This window comes from Nocardioides nematodiphilus, from assembly GCF_020216525.1.
In the GTDB taxonomy this organism is placed as follows: Bacteria; Actinomycetota; Actinomycetes; order Propionibacteriales; family Nocardioidaceae; genus Nocardioides; species Nocardioides nematodiphilus.
Genome location: NZ_JAIWOY010000007.1, coordinates 23,713 through 48,963, shown reverse-complemented (window position 1 = coordinate 48,963; position 25,251 = coordinate 23,713). Strand labels below are relative to the sequence as shown.

Below are 25,251 nucleotides of genomic sequence, written 5' to 3'. Positions count from 1 at the left end.
GTTGAGAGGTCACTTCCTGTGGGTTGAGGAGTCACCTCCTGCGGGTCGAGTGTCCGATCACCTGGACACTCGACCCACAAGAAGTGACCCCTCGACGTCACTCGGCGAAGGCCTCCGGCGGCGGGCACGCGCAGACCAGGTTGCGGTCGCCGTACGCGTTGTCGATCCGGGCGACCGGCGGCCAGTACTTGTCCACGTCGACACCCTGCGGGAAGACCGCCTCCTCGCGGCTGTAGACCCGGTCCCACTCGCCGACCAGCGCTCGCGCGGTGTGCGGCGCGCCGCGCAGCACGGAGTTCTCCGGCGAGCACTCGCCCGAGGCGACGCGCTCGATCTCGCCTCGGATCGCGATCATCGCGTCGATGAAGCGGTCCAGCTCGGCCAGGTCCTCCGACTCGGTCGGCTCGACCATCAGGGTGCCGGGCACCGGGAACGACATCGTCGGGGCGTGGAAGCCGTAGTCGATGAGTCGCTTGGCCACATCATCCACCGAGACACCGGTCGCCTTGGTCAGCGCCCGCAGGTCGAGGATGCACTCGTGCGCCACCAGGCCCGAGTCGCCGCGGTAGAGCACCGGGTAGTGCTCCCCCAGCCGGGCCGCGATGTAGTTGGCCGAGAGCACCGCCACCGCCGTGGCGCGGGTCAGACCCGCGCCACCCATGAGACGGATGTACGCCCACGAGATCGGCAAGATGCCCGCCGAGCCGTACGGCGCCGCCGAGATCGGGCCGATGCCCTCGCGCTTCGCGGCGTCGGGGTGCATCGCGTGCGTCGGCAGGTACGGGGCGAGGTGCTCGCGCACGGCCACCGGCCCGACGCCCGGACCACCGCCGCCGTGCGGGATGCAGAACGTCTTGTGCAGGTTGAGGTGCGAGACGTCGCCGCCGAACTCACCAGGCTTGGCGTAGCCGAGCAGCGCGTTGAAGTTGGCACCGTCGATGTACACCTGACCGCCGTGGCTGTGCACGATCTCGCACAGCTCGGTGATGCCCTCCTCGTAGACCCCGTGCGTCGAGGGGTAGGTCACCATGATCGCGGCGAGATCTGCGGAGTGCGCATCGCACTGTGCGCGCAGGTCGTCGAGGTCGACGGTGCCGTCCTCGTGGGATTTCACGACCACGACCTTCATCCCGGCCATCACCGCGGAGGCGGCGTTGGTGCCGTGCGCGGACGCGGGCATGAGGCAGACGTCGCGGTTGTTGGCGACGCCGTTGGCCCGGGCGTTGGCCGCGTGGTAGCCGCGGATCGCGAGCAGTCCGGCGAGCTCGCCCTGGGAGCCGGCGTTCGGCTGGATCGAGACCCGGTCGTAGCCGGTGACCTCGGCGAGCCAGCCCTCGAGCTCCTCGACGAGCCGGGCGTAGCCGGCCGCGTCGGAGGCGGGCACGAACGGGTGCAGGTCGGCGAAGCCGGGCAGCGAGATGGGCTCCATCTCGCTGGTCGCGTTGAGCTTCATCGTGCACGACCCGAGCGGGATCATGCCGCGGTCGAGCGCGTAGTCGCGGTTCGCGAGGCGGGCCATGTAGCGCAGCATCTGCGTCTCGCTGTGGTGCGTGGAGAACACCTCGTGGGTGAGGTACGGCGTCGCGCGGAGCAGGGTCTCCGGCAGCGCGTCACCCGTCGCCGTGTCGAGCGTGTCGACCTCGGCCGCGACGCCGAAGGCGGCGAGCACCGAGCGCAGCGTCGAGCGGGTGGTCGTCTCCGAGGTGGAGAGCCCGACGGTGTCGGCGTCGACCAGCCGCAGGTGCAGACCGAGCTCGCGGGCCTTGGCGACGACGTCCGCGGCGCCACCCGGCACCACGACGGTGAGGGTGTCGAAGAACGTCTCGCTGGCCAGCGCGAACCCGGCGTCACGCAGCGCCGCCGCGATCACGGCGGCATAGCGGTGGGTGCGCGTCGCGATCGAGGCGAGCCCTTCGGGGCCGTGGTAGACGGCGTACATCGAGGCGGTGACCGCGAGCAGGACCTGCGCCGTGCAGATGTTGGAGGTCGCCTTGTCGCGCCGGATGTGCTGCTCCCGGGTCTGCAGCGCCAGCCGGTACGCCGGGCGTCCCTCGGCGTCGATCGAGACGCCGACGAGTCGACCGGGCATGCTCCGCTCGAGCCCGGCGGACACGGCCATGAAGCCCGCGTGCGGGCCGCCGTAGAACAGCGGTACGCCGAAGCGCTGGGCCGACCCGATCACCACGTCGGCGCCCATCGCGCCGGGCGCCTCGAGCAGGGTCAGGGCGAGCAGATCCGCCGCGACCACGACCAGGGCGCCCTGCTCGTGGGCCGCCTCGATCACCGGGCGCGGGTCGCGGACGGCACCAGACGCGCCGGGATACTGGATGAGCACGCCACTCGCGTCGACGACGTCCTGCGGCAGGCCGTCGGACAGGTCAGCGACGACGACCTCGATGCCCATCGCCTCGGCGCGCATACGGACGACGTCGATCGTCTGGGGCAGCGCGTCCGCGTCGACGATGAACGGACCTGCGGCGCCCTTGCGCGCGCGGCGCACCAGCGTCATGGCCTCGGCTGCGGCGGTGCCCTCGTCGAGCAGGGACGCGTTCGCGGTGGGCAGCCCGGTCAGGTCGCCGACCATGGTCTGGAAGTTGAGCAGCGCCTCGAGCCGACCCTGCGAGATCTCCGGCTGGTAGGGCGTGTACGCGGTGTACCAGCTCGGGTCCTCGAGCAGGTTGCGCCGGATCACCGGCGGGGTGATGGTGCCGTGGTACCCGAGTCCGATCATGGCCTCGCCGGGCCGGTTGGTCGCCGCGATCTCCCGGGCCAGCGAGGCCACCTGGGCCTCGCTCAGCGCTGTCGGGAGGCCGAGCTGGGCGGTGCTGCGGATCCCCGCCGGGACGGCCGAGCCCATGAGCGCGTCGAGGGAGTCGAAGCCGAGGCGGGCGAGCATCGTCGAGACGTCCTCGTCCCGGAGGCCGATGTGGCGGGCCGCGAACGGAGCCGCGGAGTCGAGATCGGCGAGGGTGGGGCGGTCGGACACGAAGGCTCCTGGGGACGCACGGATAGGTGGTCCTCCCCCTCTGTCACGGCACTTGCGTCCGGCAGCGGACACGGGTGGCACTTCAGAGTCGCCAGCCCCCGTGGTCCTGGTGCCTGAGAGGTTCCGGGGAGGAATTGCCCCTTCGGCGCTCGCGATCGAGCTCTCCCACGTGGGATGTCGGCACCCGGAGTCTAGCGTGCTTCGCGCGATGGCTCGTCGAGACGCACCACAGCCCCGGCCGTCGACGACGTACCGGGGCTGTGTCGGGTTCTTCGGTGGATCAGCCTGCGCTGCGGGCGGCGCGACGGGCGGCGAGCTCGTCGCCTGCCGACGGCGTCGCGTCGCCATCGGCGCCGGTGCGCTCGCTCGGGAGCTGCGCAAGGCTGCCCTCGATCTCGCGCCAGACCCCGCCGATCGCGATACCGAAGACGCCCTGGCCACCCTGGAGGAGGTCGATGACCTCGTCGCTGCTGGTGCACTCGTAGACCGAGGCGCCGTCGCTCATCAGCGTGACGCGGGTGAGGTCCTCGGTGCCGCGCTCACGCAGGTGGTCGACGGCGGTACGGATCTGCTGCAGCGAGATGCCCGCGTCGAGAAGACGCTTGATGATCTTGAGGATCAGGATGTCGCGGAAGCTGTAGAGGCGCTGCGACCCGGAGCCGCTGGCGCCGCGGACGCTCGGCTCGATGAGGCCGGTGCGCGCCCAGTAGTCGAGCTGTCGGTAGGTGATACCGGCAGCGTTGCATGCGGTCGGACCGCGGTAGCCAAGATCGCTCGGCAGCGGGGAGACATCGTCGGTGAAGAGCAGTCCCTGCTCCTCAGCCTGCTCCGCAGCCAGGACAGCCTCGGCGCTGGGGCCTGGCTCCTGCTCGTGCTCGTTCACGCGATCCTCCGTGGTCTACTCCGGTCGAGCGTAACTCCTACGGGGAAGCCGCCGCGACCTATGGGTCACAGCGGTGGAGTTACACCAGAGACACTTCAAGGTAGGTCCACGAGAGGCCGGGGTCAAAGACTCTCCCGGCGTGTCGCAACCCTCAACCTCAACCTGAGGGTCAGGCCGCGCTCGCCGGCACGCTCAGAGTGCCTCGAAGTCGTCCGGGGTGACCTGGTCGAGGAACTCGCGGAACCGCTCGACCTCGTCCTCCTGCTCGGCCGGCACGGCGACGCCGGCCTCGGCGAGCACCTCGTCGGCACAGACGATCGTCGTGCCCATCCGCAGCGCGAGCGCGATCGCGTCCGAGGGCCGAGCCGACACCTCGACGCCGGAGGCGAAGACCAGGGTGGCGAAGAAGACGTTGTCCTTGACGTCGACGATCCGCACCTCGGCGAGCTCGTTGCCGGTGGCCTCCAGGACGTCCTTGAGCAGGTCGTGCGTCAGCGGGCGGGGCGGCACCACCCCCTGCTGGGCGAAGGCGATCGCGGTCGCCTCCACAGCGCCGATCCAGATCGGCAGGTAGCGCTCGCCGGTGACCTCCCGCAGGAGCACCAGCGGCTGGTTCGACGGCATCTCGACACGGACACCCAGGACGTCTACCTCGCGCACGTCATCCACCCTACCCCGCTGGTCGCGACGGTTCAGGGGCGCTTCAGGCCAGCCTTGATCAGCGTCGCGTGCAGCCGTACGGACAGCGCCGCCACCTCGGCGGCGGTCTCCTCGGCGCGGGCGCGCGCGGCGGGGTCGTTGGTCCGCAGCTGCGGGGCGACGATCTGCTGCACCAGGCCGACCTCGCGGTCGGCGGCGGCCTTCATGCCGCGCAGGTGGCGCGGCTCGATGCCGAACTCGGCGAGCTCCTTCGCGGTCTGCGCGATGACCAGGGCGTCGCTGTCGTAGTAGCCGCGCACCGCCGTGATCAGCCGCGCGTCCTCGAGCTCACGGAGCAGCTCGTCGCTGACCTCGGCGATCTTGACCAGCTCCTTGCGCGAGAGGCGGAGGTTGTCGGTACGGCGGAACGAGTCCGCGCTCGGCGTGCCGTCCGAGGCGAGCGAGACCGTCGGGACGGTCGGCACCACCGGCGCCGCCTCCGGGGGCTCCAGGCCGCGGTCCATCGCGTCGAGGTGCTCGGCGATGACCTTCTTGGGCAGGTAGTGGTCGCGCTGCATCCGCAGCACGTAGCGGATCCGCTCGACGTCGCGGTGGGAGAACTTGCGGTAGCCGCTGGCCGTACGGTGCGGCGTGATCAGGCCGTCCTGCTCGAGCAGCCGGATCTTGGGGATGCTGATCAGCCCCGGGAAGTCGGCGCGGAGCAGGTCCAGGACCTGTCCGATGTTGAACAGCTCGCCGCCGTCGGCCGACTCCTCGACGGTCCGCTCGGCGGCACGGTTCTCAGCAGTCACGCCTACGGCCTCAGCGCTCGGCGTGGCCGGAGTAGAACACCAGCCGGTACTTGCCGATCTGGACCTCGTCACCGTCGTTCAGCGCGACCTTGTCGATCCGGTCGCGGTTGACGTAGGTGCCGTTGAGACTGCCCACGTCCGAGACGGTGTAGCCCGTCTCGGAGCGCTGGAACTCCGCGTGCCGGCGCGAGACGGTCACGTCGTCGAGGAAGATGTCGCTGTCCGGGTGCCGGCCCGAGCGGACCAGGTCCTGGTCGAGCAGGAAGCGGCTGCCCGCACCGGGGCCGCGCTGGACCACGAGCAGGGCGCTGCCGGCCGGCAGCCCGTCCACGGCGGCGGCGTCGACCGGGCTGAGCAGCCGGTCGGACGTGTCGCTGTGCGGGTCGACGATCTGGATCGTCGAGGTGTTGTCCGACGGGGCCGCGGGGGCGACCAGCGCCGAACCACACTGGGAGCAGAAGCGCGCGTCGGCGGCGTTCTGGTGGCCACAGGCGGGGCAGGTCATCGGGGGCTTCCTCCTCGTCTGACCCTCAACCGGATGGTGAGGGTGACGTCTGAGTCGAACCTATCAGGTCCGGACCAGTCGGCTCAGGCGCGGCTATGACGCGAGGCCGGCCTCGTAGGCGGCCGCATCGAGGAGGCCGTCGAGCTCGTCGGGGCTCGACGGGACGATCTCGAAGAGCCAGCCGGAGCCGTACGGGTCGTCGTTGGCCAGGCCGGGCGTGGCGTCCAGGCCGTTGTTGACCGCGACCACCTCGCCGGAGACCGGGGCGTAGACGTCGCTGACGGACTTGTGCGACTCGAGCTCGCCGCAGGCGCCGCCGGCGGTGACCACGGCACCCACGTCGGGCAGCTGGGCGTAGACGATGTCGCCGAGCGCCTCCTGGGCGAAGTGGGTGATGCCGACCCGTACGGATCCGGCGTGCTCGCCGGGGCTGCGCACCCACTCGTGCTCGCTGGTGTACTTCAGGTCCTGCGGGTACAGCGTCACGTGATGCTCCTCGGGATCGATGGCCGGTCGGCGCCAGACTAGACGCTCGGGGGTGTCAGGGGTTGGTGCGGACCGCGGTCAGCTTCAGCGTGTGTCGCTGCGCGACCGAGACCTCGGCGCCGTCATGGGCGAACTCGTCCTGCGGGCCGTGCGCGAAGGAGACGGCGCCGGCGAGCCCGTCCGGGTTCCCGATCGCGTCCACCGTGTACGGGGGCGTGAGCAGCTGGTGGTCGACGAAGAGGCCGTCGGGACCCTGCTCGAAGGCCGAGCTGGCCACCAGCCGGACCTTGCCGTTCACCTGGATCGCCTCGGCTCCCGCGGAGCGGAGCTCCTCGATCAGGTCGAGGAAGGAGTCCACGTTGACCTGCCCGGTGCTCTCGGTGATCGTCACCCGGATGCCGGGACCGGTCACCGGCACGGTGCCGGCCATGATGCCGAGGACGTCGACCTGGCTCTGGGCCTGGCTCAGCGCGGCCTGGCGCTGCTGGGTGTCGGAGTTGAGGCGGTTGCGCGTCTCCTGCAGGCGGGTGAGCTCGTCCTGCGCGCGCTGGGTGGTGCCGGCCAGGCCGTTGAGGACGTCGATGAGGTCCTGCTGGCGATAGCCGGCATAGGTCGCGTCGTGGTCGTTGCTGTTGACCTGGGTGACCGCGCCGAAGCCGAGGACCGCGAGCAGCACCGCGACGATGACCTGGCCACGTCCGCCCCGGACGTGGGTGAGGGCGTCGATCAGGCGCTGGCGGCCGGTCGGCTCCTCGGACGGCTGCGCCAGGTGGCTGTGGGCCTCAGGCATGGAAGATGTGCCTTCGGATGGCGGCGACGTTGGAGAAGATCCGGATGCCGAGGACGACGATGACGCCCGTCGAGAGCTGGCCACCGACGCCGAGCTTGTCGCCCATCCAGACGATGCCGGCCGCGATCACGACGTTGCTGACGAACGAGACGACGAAGACCTTGTCGTCGAAGATGCCGTCGAGGAACGCACGCAGAGCGCCGAAGACCGCGTCGAGGGCGGCGACGACGGCGATCGGCAGGTACGGCTCGAGGGCGACGGGCACGTCGGGGCGGAAGATCAGCCCGAGCACGACTCCGACCACCAGGCCCAGCGCTGCGATCACGGCGTCTCCTTCTCGGTCATCGCACCATGATCGGTGCTGGCATGCCGCAGGACCAACATCGAGGCCGGCGCGGCGGGCAGGTCGAGGTCGTGCGCATTCTCCATGTCGAACGGCATCCCGAGCTGGTGGGCCAGGCTCTGCAGCCGGATCCCGGAGGTCGACTGGGTGAACTTCGCTTGGAGCGTGTTGACGTCGCCGAGGACCAGAACGGTGTACGGGGCCGAGAGCGAGACGTCGTTGATCCGGATCACCGGACCGGAGTTGCGCAGCGCGCTCAGCGCGGTGACGCGCTGACCGTTGACGCTGATCGCGGTCGCCCCGGCCTGCCACATCCCGTTGACCAGTCCGGCCAGGTCGGAGTCACGCACGGCGCCGTCGCTGCCGCCGTTGGGCGCGTCGTCGAGCCGGGCGCGTACGCCGTCGCCGCTGACCGCCGCCCACCCGGTCTGAGCACCGAGGGTGCGCCGGGTGGCGGTGACGTCCCCCAGGGTCCGTCCCAGATCGGCGTACTCGGCGTTGAGCTGGGTCGTGGCGGCACGCAGCTCGGAGATCTGCTTCTGCAGGGCAGCGACATTGTCGCGACGCGCGTTGATCCGCTCGATCAGCTGTTCGCGGCCCTCGTTCGCGACCGAGGAGTTGCGCGAGGTCTGCACCGCGGCGATCGCGACCAGGAGGCCGAAGAGCAGCACGGCGGCGATGGTCGTGATGCTTCGGGCCCGCCGCGCCCGCGGCCGCACGTCGCCGCGCTGCTCGCGCTGCTCGGCGACGTGCTGGTAGTCCTCGTCCAGCGACTGACGGGTGATGAGGTCGAGCAACGGCATCGCCCGCAGGTTCTGCTGGGTCATCGGTCCCTCCTGGCGCTCGCGGGCTGCCGTGTCAGACGCAGTGGCGGGACCGTACGGACGAGTGTCCGGGTCTGCAGCGCGTAGATCACTGCGGCCCACCAGTAGAGCCCGATCCCCCAGATCGCGAACGACCACCCGAGCACCCGGCACAGCATCGCCAGCACCCCGTCGCCGTCGGCGAGCAGGAGCAGCGGGAAGGCGTAGAGCAGGTTGAACGTCGCCGCCTTGCCGAGGAAGTGCACCGGCAGCGCGCGATAGCCGCGACTGCGCAGGAACGGGACGAGCACCCACAGCAGCACGTCGCGCAGGGGCAGCAGCAGGGCCACCCACCAGGGGATGATGTGGCGCAGGGCGAGGCCGACGACGACGGCGAGGATGTAGAGCCGGTCGGCGAGCGGGTCGAGCAGCTCACCGATCCGCGAGTACTGCCCCAGCCGGCGCGCGAGGTAGCCGTCGAGCCAGTCGGTCGCGCCGGAGACGACCAGGACCGCGAACGCCGCCCCGTCCAGCTCGGGCCCCAGGACGAGCCACAGGAACAGCCCGATACCGCCCAGGCGCAGCACGCTGAGCGCGTTGGGGATGGTCCATACGCGATCGGAGCTGCTCGGGAGGGTGGCACTGTCCTGCACGGGCCTCAGACTAGGCGACCGAGCGAGCGGCTGCGCGAGCGAGGGACGAGCTCTGGCGCAGGCCGGGAGGGAGGGAGCCAGCGCACGCAGTGCGCTCGGCGACCGAGCGAGCGGCTGCGCGAGCGAGGGACGAGCTCTGGCGCAGGCCGGGAGGGAGGGAGCCAGCGCACGCAGTGCGCTCGGCGACCGAGCGAGCGGCTGCGCGAGCGAGGGACGAGCTCTGGCGCAGGCCGGGAGCGAGGCGGCGGGCGAACGGAGCCGGCACGCGCGGTGCGCTAGGTGGCGGGAACCTCATCGGCGTGGGCCGCGTCGCGGATCTCGCCGACGAGCTCCTCGATGACGTCCTCCAGCGTGACCAGACCGAGCGTGATGCCCTCCTGGTCGACCACCCGGGCCACGTGTGAGCCGCGCCGCTGCAGCGTCTCGAGGGCGTCGTGCAGCGGGTCCTCGGGGGTGACGGTCGCGAACGGACGGATCCACTTGTCGTCCACGGGTCGCTGGCGGCGGGCCTCGTCGGGCTCGAGGACGTCCTTGATGTGCAGGTAGCCGAGCAGCTGACCGGCACCGTCCGCGCCCGGCGTGTCGACCACCGGGAAGCGGCTGAAGCCGGTGGCGGCGCACAGTGCCTCGATGTCGGCGCCGGAGGCGCCGCGCGGCACGGTGGTGAGGGTGACGGTCGGGAGCAGGACGTCGGCGACGGTCTTCTCGGTGAAGCCGAGGGCGCCGGCGAGCCGGTCGTACTCGTCCTGGCGCAGCAGGCCCTCGCCGCGGCTCTCCTCGACCATGGCGGCGACCTCCTCCCGGGTGAACGTGGAGGCCACCTCCTGCCTGGGCTCGACGCGGAGCAGCCACAGGGTGCCGCGCGCGATCGCGTCGAGCACCACGATGAGCGGACGCAACAGCCGAACGAGCGCATACATCAGGGGCGCGAGGATCAGCACGGCGCGCTCCGGCACGGCCAGGGTGATGTTCTTGGGGACCATCTCCCCCAGCACGACGTGCAGGAAGGCGACGATGCCGAGCGCGATCACGAAGGCGATGGGGTGCGCCGCCCCCTCGGGGATGCGCACCGCATGCAGCACCGGGGCGATGACGTGCCCGACGGCGGGCTCGGCGACGGCACCGAGGATGACGGAGCACACGGTGACGCCGAGCTGGATGCCGGCGATCATCGAGGCGACGTCCTCCATCGCGGTCAGGGTGCGCCGGGCCAGCCGGGAGCCCTCATGGGCCTGCGGCTCGATCTGGCTGCGGCGGGCCGAGACGAGCGCGAACTCGGTGGCGACGAAGAAGGCGTTGAGGAGCAGCAGGACCGCTGCCAGCACGAGCGCGACGGGGGTGCTCACGACGTCGCCTCTCCGTTGACGCGCAGCGAGACCCGGTCGACACGCAGGCCGTCCATGTGCTCGACGGTCAGCACCGCGAGTCGCACGCCGGCCTCGTCCGGGTCGCCGCCGTCCGCGGGAGCTGGCACGGCGACCTCGGCGCTGTCACCGCGCTGCGGGATCCGGCCGAGCAGGCGCAGCACGAGACCGGCGACCGTGTCGTACTCGTCGCCCTCGGGCAGGGCGACCCCGGTGAGGTCCTCGACCTCGTCGGGGCGCAGCAGACCGGAGATCGACCAGGACCCGTCACGGCGCAGGCGGGCGCGGGATCCGTGGGTGTCGTGCTCGTCGGCGATGTCGCCGACGATCTCCTCGATCACGTCCTCGAGGGTGACGATGCCGGCCTGGTCGCCGTATTCGTCGAGCACGACGGCCATCTGGAAGCTCTCGTTGCGCAGCAGCGCGAGCAGCGGGTCGAGGCGCAACGAGTCGGGCACCAGGATGGGGCGGGCCATCAGGTGCTTGACGCGGGTGGTGGCGCGCTCGTGGACGGGCAGCGCGACCGCGGCCTTGACGTGGACGGTGCCGACGACGTTGTCGTGCTCGTCGAGCACCGGGAAGCGGGAGTGTCCGGTCTTCCGCGCCAGGTCGATCACGGCCTGGGCGCGGTCGCCCTCCTCGAGGCTGTGCTGGCGCACCCGGGGCGTCATGATCTCGCCGGCCGTACGGGTGCCGAACTCCACCGAGCGCTCCATCAGCTCGGCGGTGTCGGCGTCGAGGGTGCCCTCGTCGGCCGAGCGCTGGATGAGCGAGGCCAGCTCGCTGGAGCTGCGCGCAGAGCGCAGCTCCTCCTGCGGCTCGATGCCGAAGCGGCGTACGAGCGCGTTGGCGGTGCCGTTGAGCAGCCGGATCGGGCCGGCGTTGACGGCGGTGAACGCCCGCAGCGGGGCCTGGGTGGCCTGCGCGGTGCGCATCGGCAACGCGAGCGCGATGTTCTTGGGGACGAGCTCGCCGAAGACCATCGTGATGACGCTGGACAGCGTCAGGCCGACCGCGACGGCGATCGGACCGACCGCGCCCTCGCTGACCCCCATCGAGCGCAGCGGCTCGTCGATCAGGCCGGAGACCGCGGGCTCCGCGATCCAGCCGATGCCGAGGTTCGTGACGGTGATGCCGAGCTGCGCGCCGGAGAGGTGGCTGGAGAGCGAGCGCAGCGCGTGCTGCACGCCACCCGCCGATGCGTCACCGGCCGCGACGGCCTGGTCGACCGTCGTACGGTCGACGGTGACGAGGGAGAACTCCGCGGCGACGAACAGGCCGCAGGCCGCGACCAGTACGAGCGCGAGGGCGAGGAGCAGGAGCGAGGTCAGCACGAGGTCTGACCTCGCCGATGTTGGCCGTCCATGGTGCGCCCACTGTATCGGGCCACGCCGCTACCGGGCGCGCTCCGGGGCCGGTCCCGGCATCGCATCGGCGTCGCTGAAGGGCGTCCCGCCGCCCAGGGTGTCGCTCGTGGCCGCGCCGCCGAGGACCCGGTACGGAGCGCCTGAGCGGGCCGCTGAGGCCTGCAGCGCGGCCTCGATGCCGTCCGCCGCCGTCCGGCCAGCGACCACGACGAGGTTCCCCTGCCGTCGCCCGCGCAACGTGGCCGGCTCGGCGGTCACGACCAGCTCGGGCAGGTGCTCGCGGATGCCTGCGAACACCCGTCGGGCGTGGCGGAACGGCGCCCGGTCGACCAGGTTCGCGATCAGGCGACCGCCGGGTGCGAGCACCCTTCCCACCTCCTGCCAGAACGGCGACGAGGTGAGATCGGCCGGCATCCGGCCCTCGGCGAAGGCATCGACCACGACGAGGTCCATCGTCCCGTCGCGCACGCCCGCGATCCCGGCCCGCCCGTCGGCCACCCGGATCTTGACGCCGCTGCGCTGCGGCAGCGGCAGCTCGGCCCGCACCCGCTCCACCAGCTCGCCATCCGGCTCCAGCACGATCTGCGACGAGCGCGGCCGGGTGGCGGCGACGTAGCGGGGCAGGGTCAGGGCCGCTCCCCCGACGTGCAGGATCCGGATGGGCTCACCGGCCGGTCCGCTCGCGTCGATCACGTCGCCGATGCGACGTACGTACTCGAACGCCAGCCGGCGCGGATCGGCCAGATCGACGAGGGACTGGTCCATGCCGTCCAGGCGCACCAGGTAGGCGTCAGGGCGGTCGGCGGGCACGATCTCCACGCGGAGCATCCTCCCAAAGACCCGGGCAAGATCTCCGCGGCCGTCCGCCCCCGAGATACGGACGGCCACGGTTGCCTGTCTGGTCGGCACAGGATGCGCCGAATCAGTCTTTACCCCGTGGCCACGCTCCCAAACATGGCGATTTCGCCGGATCAGTCCGGCGGGTCGAGCGTGGCGGCCAGATCGGCGAGGCCGGCGAAGTTCGGGACCTGCTCGGGCCGCGGCAACGGCGCGCCGTCCGTGCTGACCATCCGGACGTCGCTCGTCCGCGGCTTGCGACCGAGCTCCTCCTCCAGATCGCGCTCGGCGCGCTCGGCCAGGATCACCTCGAGGGCCTCGACCTCGGCCCGCATCCGCAGGATGCGCTCGTACGCGGGGTGCTCGCGCACCCGGCTGCCGCCCTCGGCGGCGTACTCGACGAGCGCGTCCACCATCTGCTCGGCGGCGGGCAGCAGGTCGCTGACGCCGCGGAGCACGTCGAGCGGTGCGTCCACCCGCACCAGGCGGCGCGGCGCGTCGCGCACGATCTCGTAGGCGTCGGCGACGTCGTGGCGCACGGTCCGCCCGCGCGGGCGCAGCCGCTCGTAGTGGACCTCGGCGCGCAGCAGGATGCCGAAGGCCGCCGCGAGCAGGCACACCGTGATCATCACGATGAGCAGCTGGTGGCCGGTCGGGTCGGCGGGGTCACCGTGCAGGCGGGTCGCCAGCACGACCGCGGAGGCGGCGCTGACGAGGGTCGCGACGAAGGTCAGGGTCGGCACCCAGATGGCAGCGCGCTTCTCGACGATCACGGCGGTCGCTGCCTCGCCCGGGGTGAAGATCGCGCGGGTCAGGTGGTGGGCGTAGCGGGCGCGGCGGACGCGCTCCTCCACGAGCTCGGCGAAGCGCGTACGACGGGCGGCGGCCTCATCCGAGACCTCGTCGTCCTCGTCAGCCTCCTCGGCATCCTCGTGCTCGTCGTCGGTGGCGTCGGAGTCCGCGGACTCGTCGGCGTCGGTCGGCGCGAGCGGGGCGTCGCCGGCCGGATCCCCCGCGGACGACTCCTCGCCGTCGAGGAGCGGGAGGTCGTCGCCGTCGCTCGCGTCGGTCGGCTCCCACTCGCCGTAGAAGGGCGCGGGCTCGGCGCGCTCGGCCGGGGTGGACTCGGCGGGCTGAGGCGCGCGCTGGAGCGGGATGCTGCCGAGCAGGTCGCGCAGGGCGCCGGTCAGCGCGGCGTCGCCGCGAGCGACCGCCTCGGCGACCTCGGCGGAGAGCGCCGGGATGTCCGACGGCACGGAGGCGTCGAGCGCGGAGTCGGCGGAGGTCGGAGGTGCCGGGACCGGGTCGGCCCAGAACGGGGACGGCACGAAGCCGTTCGCCGGGAGCTGGTGCTCCGACGTCGAATCGCTCACGCGTCCCTCCGCTCATGGATGTGCCCCGCCGATCGGCAGGTTGCGCGAGTAACCGAGCGGTTCTCCCGTATATGCCCCGAACGAATCATTTCCCACGCCACCCGGTCACGTCAGGACCCTAGGGGCCGATAGAGGTCTCAGTACGCAAGATCCCCCACACACGCTCCACCTGCCTAGACAGATCACACAGCCATGAAGAGTTGCTCCCTCGTCAAAGTGGCCCTGCTGTCGACGATCCTGACCACGGTCGGCCTCCTGGCCGTTCCCCACGCAGCCGTCGCCGTCAGCAGTTCCGATCCGGCCGCCCCCGCCCTGATCCCCGTCGCCGCCGCGCCCTGCCCCACGACGCCCGCCCCCGGCCAGGTCACCTGCCTGGCACGCAGCCGGCCGGCATCGGTCGGAGCGGTCGCACCCGGCGCCCGTCCGCGGACGTCCGCACCTGCCAGCGGCACCGCGACACCCCTGGTGGCGCGCAACCAGAGCGACAGCTACACCCCCAGCGACCTGGCGAGCCTCTATCGCATCCCGGCCGACCTGACGCCGACCGACACGATCGGCATCGTCGACGTGGGCAGCGACCCCAACACCGAGGCGCAGATGACGTACTTCCGCCGGTTCTTCCGGCTGCCCGCGTGCACCAGCGCCAGCGGCTGCTTCCGCGAGGTCGCCCAGGACGGCTCGCGCAACCTGCCGGCGAGCAACGCCGAGTGGACCACCGAGATCGCCATCGACGTGCAGGCGGTCAGCGGCATCTGCCCCACCTGCCACATCCTGCTGGTGGACGCGGCCACGGCCAACACCGTCGACATGGCCAAGGCGGCGCTGACCGCGACCCGGCTGGGCGCGACGTACCTCTCGCTCTCCTACGGCTCGCCGGAGTCGTCGTCGACGCCGTGGCTGCGCAACACCTACTACAGCAATCCCGCCGTCACCTACGTGGCCGCGGCCGGCGACAGCGGGTACGGCGGCGGCGCCCTCTTCCCGGCCAGCGCCACGAACGTGGTCGCGGCCGGCGGCACCAGCGTGAAGCTGGTCAACGGCGCCTGGCAGCAGACCGCCTGGTCCGGGTCCGGATCCGGCTGCTCCGAGCAGCACTCGATCTCCGCACCGCAGGCCCAGGAGTCACTCAGCGGGGTCTGCGGCGGCAAGCGCGCGGTCTCGGACGTCTCCGCGCTCGCGGATCCGGACACCGGCATGCTGTTCTGGCGCGGCGGCCAATGGTGGAACGGCGGCGGCACCTCGCTCGCCGCGCCGATCCTGGCGGGGCTCTACGCCCTCGCCGGCAACCACACCTCGCCGATGTCGGTCTACAACGCCACCTCGAAGCTCGTCGACGTCACCCGTGGATCGACCGGCTCGTGCACGCCCGCATCGCTGTGCAGCGCCGGTCCGGGTTGGGACGGGCCGACCGGGCTGGGCACGCCTGCCGGTCCCGAGGCGCTGGCCGCCGACGGGACGGTCGTGCCGACCTACAGCACCGCCACGGCCGGCACCCTGACCGGCGGCTCCGGCTACCCGGTGAAGCTCAGCTACCACCTCGCCGACAGGGTGACCGGCGCCGGGGTGCGCTGGGCCCCGATCGTGCTCCAGCGCCGCCGCGCGGACGGCACCTACGCCTCGATCCGGAGCGGGCGCACCGACGGCCGCGGCAATGCGGTGCTGACCGACGCGCCCACCAGCGCGACCGCCTATCGGGTCGTCTTCGGCGGCACCGTCAGCACGGACGCCTCGACCTCGAACGCGCTGTCCGTGACGCGGTTCCGCCCGGTCGTGAGCCTGCGGCAGGAGGGCAGCACCCTGCGAGCCACCCTACGCGCGCCCTGGGGCGGTCCCGCCCGCTCGGTGCCCGTCCAGCTGCAGCAGCACCGCGGCCGCTGGTGGGTCTCGGTGCGCAGCGCCCGGACCAACGGTGAGGGGGTGGCGAGCCTGTCGGTCAGGAAGGGCCTCACCTATCGGCTGCGCTACGGCGGCGGGCGCTGGCAGAGCGGCAACACGGCACCCGTACGAGGCCGCTGAGCCCTAGCTCCGTGCCAGGACCTGAGCGGCGTGCTCGGCGGCGACCAGCTCCTCGCGGGCGGTCACCACCAGCACCCGTACGGCGCTCTGATCGCTCGCGATGTCGCGGTCCTCGTCGCGCGGCGCCTCGTTGCGGACAGGGTCCACGTCGACGCCCAGCCAGCCCAAGCGCTCGGCCACGGCCGCACGAACGCGCGGGTGGTGCTCGCCGACGCCTCCGGTGAAGACGAGGGCGTCCAGGCCGCCCGCGGATACGACCATGCCGCCGAGCTCGCGGACCAGCCGGTGGACGTAGAGGTCGAAGGCGGCCCGGCAGCGGGCATCACCGGCGTCCAGGCCGGCCACGATCTCGCGCATGTCGCCCGAGGTGCCGGACAGCCCGGCCATGCCGCTGCGGCGCTCCAGACCCTCCTCGAGCTCGTCGGGTCCGAGCCCCGCCGTACGTTGCAGCCACAGCACCAGCCCGGGGTCGACCGTGCCGCTGCGGACCTGCATCGCCAGCCCCTCGAGCGGGGTGAAGCCCATCGTGGTGTCGACCGAGCGACCGCCGGCGACGGCGCACAGTGACGCGCCGCCGCCGAGGTGGCAGACCACGATCCGCAGCTCCTCGACCGGCCGGTCGAGCAGGTCGGCCGCCCGGCGCGAGGCCCATGCGTGCGAGAGCCCGTGGAACCCGTAGCGCCGCAGACGCCAGCGCTCGGTCCACTCCCGCGGCACCGGATAGGTCGCGGCGGATGCCGGCAGGCCCGCGTGGAACGTGGTGTCGAAGCAGGCCACCAGCGGTAGCTCCGGGTGGGCGCTCGCCAGCGCCCGGGCGGCCGCCAGAGCGGTCGGGTTGTGCAGGGGGGCCAGCGGGGTCACGCCCTCCAGGTGCGCCAGCACCTCGCTGGTGAGCACGACGGGCGCCAGGTGGTCCGGTCCCCCGTGGACGAACCGCACCGCCGCCGCGTCCAGTGGCAGCCACTGGGCGGCGACGCGCGCGACCTCGTCGAGGGCGGACCCCGAGCCGACCTCGGCCGTACCGACCGTCTCGCCGTCCTCGACGAGCGCGGTCTTCAGGCCGGTCGATCCCGGGTTGACCACCAGGACCCGCATGTCAGGCCGGCTCGATACCGAAGACCTGGCTGCGCTCGCGGATCTTCTCGGCGCGGCCCAGGCGCGGCTTGTCCGAGCCGTCGCGGATGACGCGGCCGCCCGCTTCGAACTCGGCGAGGAACTCCAGTGCCCACGCCACGTCCGAGGGCGAGGGCGACATCGACTCGTTGATCACGGCGGGGTGCTCCAGGTCGAGACAGAGCTTCCCGGTCATCCCCATCGCGACGGCGTCGGCGGCCGCCTCACGCAGCACCGCGTGCACGCCGTACGGGGTGGGGCCGTCGATGGGACCGGGCAGGCCGCCGATCCGGGAGGCCAGCACGAGCTTGGTCCGCGGGTAGGCCATCGCCAGCGCGTTGCTCTCCGCGCCGGTGTCGCGCCGGTAGTCACCGGAACCGAAGGCGAGGCGGTAGGCGCCCGGGGCGCGGCCGATCGCGACGGCCTCCTCGATGCCCAGCGCGGACTCGATCAGCGGGATCACCGCGGTGTGTCCACCGAGCCGGTGGAAGGTGTCGGTGACCTGCGCCGGCGCCTCGGTCTTGGCCAGGATGACCCCACGGACCCCGTCCACCCCCGTCAGCGCGACCAGATCGCGCTCCCAGTCGGTGGTGGTGACGTCGTTGATCCGGACCCAGGCGCGGCCACCGCCGGCGAACCAGTCGAGGACGTTGCGACGCGCCTCGTCCTTGCGCGACTCGTCGACCGCGTCCTCGAGGTCGAGGATGATCTGGTCGGCACGGCCGAGCTCGGCGGGATCGAAGTCATCGGGGCGCAGCGCGTTGACCAGCTGCCAGGAACGGGCATCGTGACCGCCTACTCGGCGGCTCTCGCGGGCAGTACGGCGCTCGGCATGGGTGGCCTCGCTCATGAATCTCCTTCGGGTCGTTGGCGACATCCGCCATTCAACCAGTGGGCGACGAGCGCTCGGTCAGGGGCCGATCAGCGGGGCGCGGGGATGGCTGGCTCGGCGGGGAGCTGGGCGAACGGCATCGGCTTGCCGAACAGGTAGCCCTGGGCCAGATCGACGCCGAGATCGCGCAGCACCTGCGCCTGCTCCGGGGTCTCGACGCCCTCACCGATGACGGAGACGCCGAGCGAGCCGCAGATGGCCATGATCGCGGAGAGCACCGGCTGCCGGTCGCGGTCGGGGTCGATGGCCTGCACGAACGACCGATCGATCTTGACCACGTCGATGGGGAACTTCTCCAGCCAGCTGAGCGACGAATAGCCGGTGCCGAAGTCGTCGATCGCGACCTGGACGCCGAAGGCGCGCAGCTCCTTGAGCGTGCGCACCACCTGCGGGTCGTCCTCGTCGAAGAGGGCCTCGGTCACCTCGAGGGTGAGCCGATCGGGCCGCAGGCCGGACACGACGAGGATCTTCTTGACGATCTCGGCGTACGAGGGGTTGCGCAGCTCGGGGACCGAGACGTTGACCGCGACCCCCCGGTTGGCGCACGAGAACGCGGTCTCCGAGCACGCCTTCTGCAGCGTCCACTCGCCGAGCGCGTGGATCGCGCCGGTCCGCTCGGCCTGCGGGATGAAGTCCATCGGCGGGACCAGGCCGCGACGCGGGTGCTGCCAGCGGACGAGAGCCTCGGTCCTGACCACCGCACCGTCCGAGAGCCGGATCACGGGCTGGTAGTTGAGGAAGAGCTCGCCGGCGCCGATCGCCGCCTCCAGCTCGCTGGCGCCACGGGTGGGGTCGCCGTACACGACCGTCTGGTCGCGTCCCGCCGACTTGGCCTCGTACAGCGCGACGTCGGCTCGGCCGAGCAGCACCGAGGCGGTGTCGCCCTCCGCCCAGCACGCGACGCCGGCGGAGATCGTGACACCGGATGGGGCGACCTCGCGCAGCCGGTCGGCGATGTCGGCGGCCCTGCCGAGACTGTGGTCCGGCAGGATCGCGGCGAACTCGTCGCCTCCGTAACGGCTGAGCAGCAGCTCGTCGCGCAGGACCTCGCGCCACGCATCGGCGCAGGCGACCAGCATCTGGTCCCCCACCTGGTGGCCGTGGCCGTCGTTGACGATCTTGAAGTTGTCGAGATCCAGCAGGATCAGGGCCAGGGTGCTGTGCTCGTGCTGCGTACGGGCGAGGTCCTCCTCGAGGCGGCGGTCGAACGCGCGCCGGTTGCCGAGGCCGGTGAGCGGGTCCTCCTCAGCGAGGTTCGCGGCACGGGCGAGCGAGGCGACCACCAGTCCAGTGACCACGGCGACGCCCACGATGAGCACGGTGTCCGCCGAGGAGAGCCCGACGTGATGCATGCTGAGGGCGGCGGCGACGGTGATCAGACCGATGTGGCAGGCCAGCCCCCGGATGCCGAAGAAGAACGCCGCATCGAGGATGACGTAGAGGTACGGGATCGCCAGCGCCACCGATGCCTCGCCCCCGTGCCCGTAGAGCACGAGGCCGCTGATGAGTGCGGTCCCCAGTGCCGAGATGCCGTGATACGCCCCGCGAGGCAGCCGGTGCCCGAAGAGGATCAGCAGCGGACCAGTCAGGATCGCGAAGTACCCGATCGCCCGGATCGAGGCGATGTCGGCCGCGTCCCAGGACGCAGTGCCGAGCGTCGCGAGGACCACGATGACGCCACCGGTCAGGTAGAACCCGCCGCTGACGCGCGAACGAAGCTTGACGGTGGCGATCGTCGGCACGGCGAGCGCGTGGACCAGCCACGCGCGCAGGCCCTCCCGGACGCCGGTGCTCACGGGACGTCCCGCCGCGACGCGTCGTCGGTCCCGTGCAGCTCGGACTGTCGTTCGATCTGCTCGAAGACGACGTTGCGACGCAGGTCGTTGGCCGTACGCGCGGGGATGTCCAGCATCACCACGACGTCGATCGTGTCGGGTGCGCCGCTCGCCTGCTCCCGGAGCACGGTGCCCCGCAGCATGAAGCCGGTGTGGTGCAGGGTGAAGGCCGAGCGCACCTGGGCGCCGGGCGCGAGCCGCGGCGCGCCCTGCGCCGGCAGGCGCAGCCGCAACGCGGCCTCGCTGAGATCGATGAGCGTGCCGCGAGCGATGCCGTCGGCGTGCGCGAGGGTCATCTGGGTGTCCATCGGCAGCCGGACGTACTCGCGGCGCTGGGTCCGGGTCGCCGACGCGTGCACGGTCGCCCGCGCGCGCGTGCCGTCGATCGCGACGGTCGCGGTGGCACGGAAGACCCCGTGCTCGGTCGACCAGACCATGATCGCGTCGCAGACCGTCGACGCGCTGCCCTCGGCCGGGGTCTCGGCGGCGCCGCGGGGCTCGACCGCCAGGAGGTCGTGGTCCCCGTCGCGTCCCGTCACGCGGGCAGCAAGCCAGGCCGAGCCCCCGCGCTCCAGCGCGACCTCGGCGCCGAGAGGCGGGCGCGATGACACGTCGCCATTATCGGCACGCGAAGCGAGCGCTCCAGCAAAAGACCAGGAACGTCCCCATGATCTGGTCGCCCGGCCAGATCCGAGGCGTCGACGTTCCTCAGCCGGCCGGCTGCTCCGCGGCGTCGAGATCCCCAGCGAGGGTCCGCAGAAGCTGCTCCAGAGGCATCGGACGGTGGAGGAGGTAGCCCTGGACGGACGCGTACGGGGCGTCCTGCCTGATCACATCGAGCTGGGACTCGCGCTCCACGCCCTCCACGACGACCCGGAAGCCGAGGGTGCGACCCATCTCGGTCACGGAGCGCAGGAGGCTCCGCGCACGGCTGTCGCGATCGATGTTCCGCGACAGGGCGGCGTCGGCCTTGATGACGGTGGCCGGCAGGTTCTGCAGGTAGCTGATGGAGGAGAACCCGACGCCGAAGTCGTCGATGGCGAACCCAACGCCCCTGTCGGCGATCGTATGCATGGCCTCGAGCACGCCGCCGGTCAGATCGACGCCCTGACGCTCGGTGATCTCGAGTACGAGCGTCATGCCCTCCAGCTCGCGCGCCGTGTGCAGCACCATGTCGACGAATCCCGGCTCCCGGAGCTGGGCGGCCGACACGTTGACGCTCACCGCGCGGCCCAGGCCGCCGGAGGCACGGATCGCGGCAGCGTCGAGCTCGACGCGTCGCAGCACCGCCGCGCCGAGAGCGACGATGAGCCCCGACTCCTCGGCGATCGAGATGAACGTGTCCGGAGGCACGGACACGCCGGCGCGCTGCCAGCGGGCGAGTGTCTCCATCCCGACGATCCGGCGCGTGACGGGGTCGACGACGGGCTGGTAGGCGACGCCGATCTGGTCGGCATCGACCGCAGCGCGCAGGTCCTCGAGGAGCTCGAGGCGCTCCACCCGGGCGTGGCCCATGGCGGGTTCGAAGACGGTGTAGCGGCCCTTGCCCTCGGACTTAGCCTGGTACATGGCGAGGTCGGCGTTGCGCAGCAGACTGCCGGCGCTGTCGTTGCCGCGGTCGTACGCGATCCCGATGCTGGCGCCGAGCCGCACCTCCTGGCCGCTGACCACGGTCCCCGCAGCGACCCGACGGAGGATCCGATCGCACATCGCGGCCACGTCAGCCGGGTCGGCGTCCTCGACGAGCACGGCGAACTCGTCGCCTCCGAGTCGGGCGACCGTGTCCTGGTCCCGGACGCAGGCGCGCAGCCTGGCGGCGACGTCGACGAGGACGAGGTCCCCGGCCTGGTGGCCGAAACGGTCGTTGACCGGCTTGAAGCCGTCCAGGTCCAGGAAGATCAGCGCGGTGCGTCCGTCGCGGGCCTGGGCTCTCTCGAGGGCCTGGTTCGTGCGGTCGAGGAGGATGCCGCGGTTGGGCAGGTCGGTGAGGGGGTCGTGGCGGGCGACGTGGAGCTTCTCGTCGACCAGCTCGATGCGGGCGCTCGCGTCGGCGGCGACGGCGGCGAGCGCCTCCAGCGCCTGCCGGTCCCCAGCGACGGTGGCCCGGGCACGCTGTGCGGCCCGCGCCACCAGCCACAGGTCGTCGTCGCCCAGGGACACCTCGACCCCGATCTCCCCCTCGGTGGGCGGCTCGGCCCGGAGCTGGACGTCGCGCAGTCGGAGCAGCTCGCCCGCATCCGCGCACAGGGCCTCGATCAGTGCCTGTCGGTCGACGAGGGTCTGGGCCCGGCCGGCGGCACCGAACAGCACCCCCAGCCGCCGCGCGTTCTCCCGGCCGCGAGTGATCGCACGGGTGGCGGTGAGCAGGGTGAGGAGCGGGATGCCGAGCAGCGACAGCGTCCACCATGGGGCGTTGAGCGCGACCACCGCGGCGAGGTAGCCGAGCGAGTCCAGGGGGACGAAGCAGGCGATCGCCAGCGCCGTCTCCGGCTGGAAGAGGGTGGCGCGCAACGGGGAGCGCGAGGAGATGGTCAGCGACACCGCGGACAGCACGTAATCGGTGAGGAAGTAGGACACCGCAGCGGCTGTGACGGCCAGCAGGCCACGGAGCGTCTCGATCGAGTCGCCCGGGTTGACGATGCCGTAGGCCGCCGCCGCGAGTCCGCCGCCGATCATGCCGATGCCGATGTTGAACGTCCGCGCCGAGGCCCGGGTCTCGGCCAGCGCCTGGGTGAGCAGGACGCCGAGGGACCAGACCACCAACGCCGGCGCGGTGTCGAGCACGCACAGCAGGAACATCAGCACGCACGACTCGAAGCCGACCTCGATGGCTCCCGATCCGCTGTCCAGCACCATCGGGAAGCGGGCGATGACGGCGATCAGCGGCACGCCGACCAGGAGCGCCGTGGCGAACCAGCGGTCGGCTCCGTGCCGCACGACGTCGGCGCCGACCACGACGGTCAGCGTGAGCCCGACGGCCAGGATCAGCACGTGGTAAGCCCACTCCCGTGCGGGCAGGCTCGATGTGGGCGCGCTCGGCATCCGTGCTCCTGAGGTCCTCGACTTCACCGTCGTGACGGTCCACGTACCCTACGCGGGCTGCGTAGGAACCTGGGGTCGAATCGCGGCGAAACCAGAACCGGCTCTGACGCTGGGGAGTATCCCCAGGTCAGAGCCGGTTCGTTCGGTCGGGCTGACAGGATTTGAACCTGCGACCCCCTGACCCCCAGTCAGGTGCGCTACCAAGCTGCGCTACAGCCCGAACACCCTCCGAAGAAGGCTCGCGAAGCCTATCGCAGGCCCCCGGGAGGTCAGAATCGGGGTCCGTCAGCCGTTGCGCTTGCGCTTCTCGCGGACCCGCTGCTGCAGCACGATCGGGGTGCCGACGAAGCCGAACTCCTCGCGCAGGCGGCGCTCGATGAAGCGCTCGTACGCCGCATCCAGCTTGCCGGAGGTGAACAGGATGAAGGTCGGCGGTGCCGTGGTCGGCTGGGTCGCGAAGAGGACCTTCGGCTGCTTGCCGCCACGGACCGGGTGCGGGTGCTCAGCGACCAGCTTGCCGAGGAACGTGTTGAGCGCACCGGTGCCGACACGCGTCTCCCAGCCCTCGAGCGCCTTGTCCAGCGCCGGGACGAGCCGGTCGATGTGCCAGCCGGTGCGCGCGGTCAGGTTGAGGCGCGGCGCCCACTGGACCTGGACGAGCTCGCGCTCGATCTCCTTCTCCAGGTAGTAGCGGCGCTCCTCGTCGACGAGGTCCCACTTGTTGAAGACGATGACCAGCGCGCGGCCGGCCTCGCGGACGGTCTGGAGGATCCGGACGTCCTGCTCGGCGATGTTCTGCTCGGCGTCGAGGACCAGGACGGCGACCTCGGCGCGGTCGATCGCGGTGGTGGTGCGCAGCGACGCGTAGTACTCGTGGCCCGACGCCTCCTTGACCCGCTTGCGGATGCCGGCGGTGTCGATGAACTTCCAGGTGCGCCCACCCAGGTCGATCAGCTCGTCGACGGGATCGACGGTGGTGCCGGCGACGTTGTCGACGACGACGCGGGTCTGGCCGGCGAGCTGGTTGAGCAGCGACGACTTCCCGACGTTGGGGCGACCGACGAGCGCGATCCGGCGCGGGCCGCCGAGCTCGCGGCCCTCGGGCATCGGGGGGAGCTCGGGCAGCGCGGCCAGGACCGCGTCGAGCAGGTCGCCCGAGCCGCGGCCGTGGAGTGCGGAGACGGGGTACGGCTCGCCGAGACCGAGGTTCCACAGCGTCGCGGCCTCGGCCTCGGTGCGCTGGTCGTCGACCTTGTTGGCGGCCAGCACGACCGGCTTCTTCGCCTTGCGCAGCACGCGGACGACAGCCTCGTCCTCGTCGGTGATGCCGACCTTGCCGTCGACCACGAAGAGGACCGCGTCGGCCAGGCTGATCGCCAGCTCGGCCTGCTCGGCGATCCGGAGGGCCATGCCCTTGGCGTCCGAGGACCAGCCGCCGGTGTCGACGATGGTGAACGCGCGCCCGTTCCAGTCGGCGTCGTAGGAGACGCGGTCGCGGGTCACGCCCGGCACGTCCTCCACGACCGCCTCGCGGCGACCGATGATGCGGTTGACCAGGGACGACTTGCCCACGTTGGGACGGCCGACCACGGCCAGCACCGGCGTAGGGCCGGAGAACTCACCGTCGCCGAATCCCTCGAAGTCGAAATCGTCGGGCTGGTCGGTGATGTCACTCATGATGCTCCTTGGTCAGGGACCGTGGTTGTTGCTACGTCTACAGCGGCGCCGGTACGTGCGCCATCGTCTGGGGTGGTGGGTTCGGGATCCGGGATCGCTCCCGGAAGATCGCGGCCGGTCAGCGCCTCGGCAAGCGCGACCTGGGCCAGCAGGTGCCCACGGAGCAACGCCGAGACAGCCCGTACGTGTTCCCGCGTCCGCGGCCACGGCACCTGCTCAGTCGTCCACGGCCGGCCGAACACGATGTCGATGTGGGCGCCCTTGCGCGGCAGCGAGTTGCGCCCGCCGCCGGGGTCGCGGCTGCCGAGCATCGTCACCGGTACGACCGGTGCGCCGGTCACCATCGCGAGGTAGGCCGCGCCGTGATGGAACAGGTCGAACCTCCCCGCGCCGCGCGTGCCCTCGGGGAAGATGCCGACCACGCCGCCATCGCGGAGCACCTTCACGCAGGCCTTGATCGCACCGGGGTCAGCACCGCCGCGCCACAGCGAGATCTGGCCGACCGCGCTGAAGAAGCGGCCGGAGACACCGTGGAACATCTCGTCCTTGGTCAGCACGTGCGCCGGGCGCGGACCGAAGATCGCCAACAGGGGGCCGTCGATGACGCCGATGTGGTTGGAGGCGAGGATCACCGGTCCGGAGGCGGGAACGTTGCCGGCGCCGTGCACCGTGACGCGGTAACGGCGCCGGATGGCCCAGCGCCCGAACCAGGCGAAGGTGTGCAGCCACCACCGGCGCGGCGCCCGGACAGCGCTCGTGTCGGGGAGGCCATTGCTCATGCACGTACTCGCTTCGCTCCGTGCGCGCATGAGGCACGAGGGGCGCAGCGCTCGAT

General features: G+C 71.7%; 22 protein-coding genes, 1 tRNA gene and 1 riboswitch. Of the genes, 1 reads left to right on the top strand and 22 read right to left on the bottom strand.

Annotated features, from left to right (window positions below; translation table 11 throughout):
- Positions 1-97: 97 nt before the first annotated feature.
- From gcvP to KSO98_RS12550, 14 genes are all read right to left on the bottom strand, one after another.
- Positions 98-2,986, bottom strand: a complete 2,889-nt coding sequence (gcvP, locus tag KSO98_RS12615; RefSeq protein WP_225285962.1) for an aminomethyl-transferring glycine dehydrogenase — start codon at positions 2,984-2,986, stop codon at positions 98-100.
- Between the two features lie 91 nt (positions 2,987-3,077).
- Positions 3,078-3,164: riboswitch (glycine riboswitch) on the bottom strand.
- A gap of 102 nt (positions 3,165-3,266) precedes the next feature.
- Entirely contained in the window at positions 3,267-3,869 is a 603-nt protein-coding gene (locus KSO98_RS12610) for a MerR family transcriptional regulator (protein WP_372457781.1), read from the bottom strand.
- A 192-nt stretch (positions 3,870-4,061) separates the two neighbouring features.
- A complete protein-coding gene (locus KSO98_RS12605) occupies positions 4,062-4,529 on the bottom strand; it encodes a bifunctional nuclease family protein (RefSeq protein WP_225285961.1) in 468 nt (155 codons plus the stop codon).
- 32 nt (positions 4,530-4,561) lie between these two features.
- A complete protein-coding gene (gene ftsR / locus KSO98_RS12600; protein WP_225285960.1) occupies positions 4,562-5,320 on the bottom strand; it encodes a transcriptional regulator FtsR in 759 nt (252 codons plus the stop codon).
- Between the two features lie 10 nt (positions 5,321-5,330).
- Positions 5,331-5,825 (bottom strand): double zinc ribbon and FHA domain-containing protein, encoded by a 495-nt coding sequence (locus KSO98_RS12595; RefSeq protein ID WP_225285959.1) that lies wholly within the window; start codon positions 5,823-5,825, stop codon positions 5,331-5,333.
- 93 nt (positions 5,826-5,918) lie between these two features.
- Positions 5,919-6,305 carry a glycine cleavage system protein GcvH gene (gene gcvH / locus KSO98_RS12590; protein WP_263642744.1) on the bottom strand — a complete coding sequence of 129 codons (387 nt, stop codon included), beginning with the start codon at positions 6,303-6,305 and terminating at the stop codon, positions 5,919-5,921.
- Between the two features lie 61 nt (positions 6,306-6,366).
- Positions 6,367-7,101 carry a DUF881 domain-containing protein gene (locus KSO98_RS12585; protein WP_225285957.1) on the bottom strand — a complete coding sequence of 245 codons (735 nt, stop codon included), beginning with the start codon at positions 7,099-7,101 and terminating at the stop codon, positions 6,367-6,369.
- The gene (locus tag KSO98_RS12580; RefSeq protein ID WP_225285956.1) at positions 7,094-7,426 is read right to left on the bottom strand and encodes a small basic family protein; all 333 of its coding nucleotides are present in this window, start codon (positions 7,424-7,426) and stop codon (positions 7,094-7,096) included. Before KSO98_RS12580 ends, KSO98_RS12585 begins: the two co-directional genes overlap by 8 nt.
- Positions 7,423-8,271, bottom strand: a complete 849-nt coding sequence (locus KSO98_RS12575) for a DUF881 domain-containing protein (protein WP_225285955.1) — start codon at positions 8,269-8,271, stop codon at positions 7,423-7,425. The genes KSO98_RS12580 and KSO98_RS12575 overlap by 4 nt, the downstream gene beginning before the upstream one ends.
- The gene (clsA, locus tag KSO98_RS12570) at positions 8,268-8,900 is read right to left on the bottom strand and encodes a cardiolipin synthase ClsA (RefSeq protein WP_225285954.1); all 633 of its coding nucleotides are present in this window, start codon (positions 8,898-8,900) and stop codon (positions 8,268-8,270) included. The genes KSO98_RS12575 and clsA overlap by 4 nt, the downstream gene beginning before the upstream one ends.
- A 275-nt stretch (positions 8,901-9,175) precedes the next feature.
- Positions 9,176-10,246: a hemolysin family protein gene (locus KSO98_RS12565; RefSeq protein WP_225285953.1), complete on the bottom strand. Its 1,071-nt coding sequence runs from the start codon at positions 10,244-10,246 to the stop codon at positions 9,176-9,178.
- On the bottom strand, positions 10,243-11,598 hold the full coding sequence (locus KSO98_RS12560; RefSeq protein ID WP_225285952.1) for a hemolysin family protein: 1,356 nt from the start codon (positions 11,596-11,598) through the stop codon (positions 10,243-10,245). Before KSO98_RS12560 ends, KSO98_RS12565 begins: the two co-directional genes overlap by 4 nt.
- A 60-nt stretch (positions 11,599-11,658) precedes the next feature.
- The gene (locus KSO98_RS12555) at positions 11,659-12,459 is read right to left on the bottom strand and encodes a spermidine synthase (protein ID WP_225285951.1); all 801 of its coding nucleotides are present in this window, start codon (positions 12,457-12,459) and stop codon (positions 11,659-11,661) included.
- A 143-nt stretch (positions 12,460-12,602) separates the two neighbouring features.
- A complete protein-coding gene (locus KSO98_RS12550; RefSeq protein WP_225285950.1) occupies positions 12,603-13,841 on the bottom strand; it encodes a hypothetical protein in 1,239 nt (412 codons plus the stop codon).
- A 192-nt stretch (positions 13,842-14,033) separates the two neighbouring features.
- Here KSO98_RS12550 and KSO98_RS12545 point away from each other — a divergent pair, with 192 nt between their 5' ends.
- A complete protein-coding gene (locus KSO98_RS12545) occupies positions 14,034-15,857 on the top strand; it encodes a S8 family serine peptidase (protein WP_225285949.1) in 1,824 nt (607 codons plus the stop codon).
- 3 nt (positions 15,858-15,860) lie between these two features.
- On the opposite strand, the gene KSO98_RS12540 is transcribed toward KSO98_RS12545, so the two are convergent.
- The 8 genes from KSO98_RS12540 to KSO98_RS12505 all read right to left on the bottom strand — a co-directional run bounded on the left by KSO98_RS12540 (position 15,861) and on the right by KSO98_RS12505 (position 25,195).
- Positions 15,861-16,952 carry an acetate/propionate family kinase gene (locus tag KSO98_RS12540; RefSeq protein WP_225285948.1) on the bottom strand — a complete coding sequence of 364 codons (1,092 nt, stop codon included), beginning with the start codon at positions 16,950-16,952 and terminating at the stop codon, positions 15,861-15,863.
- A gap of 1 nt (position 16,953) precedes the next feature.
- The gene (locus tag KSO98_RS12535; protein ID WP_225285946.1) at positions 16,954-17,820 is read right to left on the bottom strand and encodes an HpcH/HpaI aldolase/citrate lyase family protein; all 867 of its coding nucleotides are present in this window, start codon (positions 17,818-17,820) and stop codon (positions 16,954-16,956) included.
- 71 nt (positions 17,821-17,891) lie between these two features.
- Positions 17,892-19,658: a putative bifunctional diguanylate cyclase/phosphodiesterase gene (locus tag KSO98_RS12530; protein ID WP_225285945.1), complete on the bottom strand. Its 1,767-nt coding sequence runs from the start codon at positions 19,656-19,658 to the stop codon at positions 17,892-17,894.
- A complete protein-coding gene (locus tag KSO98_RS12525; RefSeq protein WP_225285944.1) occupies positions 19,655-20,308 on the bottom strand; it encodes a PilZ domain-containing protein in 654 nt (217 codons plus the stop codon). Before KSO98_RS12525 ends, KSO98_RS12530 begins: the two co-directional genes overlap by 4 nt.
- Before the next feature lie 97 nt (positions 20,309-20,405).
- The gene (locus KSO98_RS12520) at positions 20,406-22,739 is read right to left on the bottom strand and encodes a putative bifunctional diguanylate cyclase/phosphodiesterase (RefSeq protein WP_225285943.1); all 2,334 of its coding nucleotides are present in this window, start codon (positions 22,737-22,739) and stop codon (positions 20,406-20,408) included.
- A gap of 146 nt (positions 22,740-22,885) precedes the next feature.
- Positions 22,886-22,959 (bottom strand) — tRNA-Pro (locus KSO98_RS12515).
- Between the two features lie 65 nt (positions 22,960-23,024).
- The gene (gene der, locus KSO98_RS12510) at positions 23,025-24,407 is read right to left on the bottom strand and encodes a ribosome biogenesis GTPase Der (protein ID WP_225286101.1); all 1,383 of its coding nucleotides are present in this window, start codon (positions 24,405-24,407) and stop codon (positions 23,025-23,027) included.
- 5 nt (positions 24,408-24,412) lie between these two features.
- Positions 24,413-25,195, bottom strand: coding sequence for a lysophospholipid acyltransferase family protein (locus KSO98_RS12505; protein ID WP_225285942.1), 783 nt, complete (start codon positions 25,193-25,195; stop codon positions 24,413-24,415).
- Positions 25,196-25,251: the final 56 nt, after the last annotated feature.